Origin of the sequence: Chitinophaga oryziterrae, from assembly GCF_009758125.1 — a bacterium.
GTDB lineage: Bacteria > Bacteroidota > Bacteroidia > Chitinophagales > Chitinophagaceae > Chitinophaga > Chitinophaga oryziterrae.
Window position 1 is genome coordinate 1 of the sequence record NZ_WRXO01000026.1, and the last position, 2,632, is coordinate 2,632.

The following is a 2,632-nucleotide window of genomic DNA, read 5'->3' on the forward strand; positions in this document are numbered from 1 at the left end:
GTGGATATTACGGTTAAAGCTTACCACTATTTCAGGTCATAGTGTACCACAATTAAAGACTTGTAGTAGCTGATGTAATTTAACTGTTTTTATTCTTCCGTAAGGATTCTCCTTTCAGCTCTATTTTGTGAGCATTGGCTGTCAACCTGTCACAGATTGCATCAGCAAGGGTTGGTTCGTTGATATATTCATACCACTTATTAACCGGTAATTGAGAAGTTATGATAGTGGCACCTTTTGCGAAGCGATCCTCCAGTATCTGTAATATAGTAAGCTTCATATCATGGCTTAATGGCTGTAATCCCCAATCATCGATTATCAGAAGAGGCATTTTTGCAATTACATTCAGCCACCGGATATAAGTTCCGTCTAATCTCGCCGAGGCAAGGGCTTCAATAAACCTATTCATTGAGTAGTACAAAGTTCGATGTCCAAGCAGGCATGCATTTCTTCCCATAGCACAGGCGAGGTAACTTTTGCCACAACCAGTTGCGCCAGTAATGAGTAGATTTTCAGATTTTTCAATAAATACAGCATCTGATAAAGTGAGCAGTATTTCTTTTGTAATTCCTCTTTCAGGTCTACAATTGATTTGCTCCAGTGTTGCATTATACCGAAGCTTGGCAAGGCGAAGGTAGAGCTGGGTTCGCTGATACACCCGGTAGCCAGCTTCCGCTTCAGTTAATGTAGCAATTAGTTCATGCGGCTCTGGTTGTTGGTGAACAGGTTGCATGATGATGGCTTCATACCTTTTTGCCATGCCTGATAATTTAAGTTCTTGTAATTGATCCAATGTGGATTGCTGGTTCATGTTGTTATTTTTATGTTTATGATGAAGTATTCTTTTTATTGATAATTATGAGGTCCACGTAAGTTTTCATGGTCAGGAACCCGGAACAGATCCGGTTGTTCTGTAGTATTCAGCTGATCAAGATTGTTAAGCAGAATATTCTGTAGTATCCTGTAATTAAAGGTACTGCCATTCAAAGCCCTGCTGCAGGCCGCTTCCAATCGAATAGATCCATATTGTTGGTTTAACCGCAGGATCCCACGACAGGCATTGTAAGTTTGTTCTGTATAAGCCCTGCTCTTTAGTACCAGATCAATGTATCGTTGGACTGCTGGTCCTATAACTGTTGCCTGACCTATAAAGTAGGCTGGTGTCCAACCTTGTTGTGCGGCATAGTTCTGGTGTCCGGTTGGCATATGTGTTCCGGTAGTACTAAATCCATGCTTTTTATAATTGCGTGTATGGAGAGCAATACGCTGATGCTGATAATAGATCTCTACTTCGTCCGTATCATAAACGACACTTACTTTCTTACCTATGAACTGATAGGGAACACTGTAATGATGGTAGTTTTCTCCAAGGGTGATATGATAATTCTTTTGAACTTTAGCCAGCACCTTATGTTTTATCACAAAGTCACTTGATGGCAACGGTTGTAACAGGGGCTTTTCCTGGTTCTCATATAATTGTAATCGGCTATGATCCTTTAACTGGAATAGCTTTTGGTTATGTATCTCCAGTTGACTTGCTATAGCCGCATTGAGTTCGTTGAGATGGAAGAACTGCTGATCTCTTAGTGGAGCATAAATACGTTGGTAGGTGATTTTTACAATATTTTCAACAGCCGCTTTATCCTTTGGTTTTACCGGTCTGGTTGCTAGTAATGTAATGTTATAATGGAGTGCCCATTGTTGGAGGGCTTCGCTAAAAAGAGGCTCATATCTGGATGGCTTGGTAACCACCTGCTTCATATTATCTGTTTTAAGACTTAATGGAACGCCACGATAATATTGAAGACTGGCATTCAGTGCTTTGATTACCTGGGGAATGCTGGCATTCGGTAATGCCATTGCAAAGGAATAATTACTAAATGGAAGCACCGTTACAAGCACTGGACAATCTATAATCTCTCCGGTAGATCTATCAGTATAACTCATCTTATCACCGGCAAAATCAACCATTACCATTGCCCCGGGATCATGGGTCAGGTGCATGGTAGCCCGTAAAATATTACTGGCATCTTTCAGCAGGATACAAAACTGTGTATACTGGTAATGAGCAACACATTCTTTACTATATTCTTCCCATAGTAGAAGGCGTGTTACTCCCGTACGTTTAAGTTCAGATTGAAAATAAGAGAGCCGTTCATTAAACTCTTTTCTTCTGATGTTGTCTTCAATATCCAATGGAGCTTCTTCCTGGTAGACAATTTTTGCTAGTGCGGCATCTGACAGTTGGCGCAGGGATTCTAACCCAATAGACGCAGTTTTAAGTCGATTGGCGTACAATGTTACAGCCTGGCGGGATAATTTAAGCTCAGTGGTAATGGCTCTTAAAGAATGGCCTTTCTCGACTAACTGCAGAAGAAGACGAATCTGTTGCATTTGAATCACTTTATTGGCCATGCTTTTATTACAAAGCAAGGCTATGAAGAAATGCTATTCAACAAAATCTTAAGAAAGTGGTACACTTTGCGCCGTAATGTCAGTCTGATTCTTGGTGCAGTGGTACACTTTGCACTGAAATAACCTAAATCGAACCATTAAAAATGGTAAACTTTGAACTGAAACGCTGGTAAACTATGGACTGAAATCAGTGGTAAGGTATGGGCCGTAATATCCA

2 protein-coding genes are annotated in these 2,632 nt (G+C 40.6%); both read right to left on the bottom strand.

What is annotated here, in order from left to right; all coding sequences use genetic code 11:
- Nucleotides 1-79: 79 nt before the first annotated feature.
- Nucleotides 80-811 carry an IS21-like element helper ATPase IstB gene (gene istB / locus GO495_RS31825; RefSeq protein ID WP_157304001.1) on the bottom strand — a complete coding sequence of 244 codons (732 nt, stop codon included), beginning with the start codon at nt 809-811 and terminating at the stop codon, nt 80-82.
- Between the two features lie 35 nt (nt 812-846).
- Complete coding sequence (gene istA, locus GO495_RS31830; RefSeq protein ID WP_157304002.1) at nt 847-2,394, bottom strand: IS21 family transposase; 1,548 nt, start codon at nt 2,392-2,394, stop codon at nt 847-849.
- Between the last annotated feature and the right edge of the window lie 238 nt (nt 2,395-2,632).

Excerpts from the sequence above, each read along its gene's own strand:
- istB (WP_157304001.1), bottom strand. The coding sequence starts at position 811 with ATGAACCAGCAATCCACATTGGATCAATTACAAGAACTTAAATTATCA.
- istA (WP_157304002.1), bottom strand. The coding sequence starts at position 2,394 with ATGCAACAGATTCGTCTTCTTCTGCAGTTAGTCGAGAAAGGCCATTCT.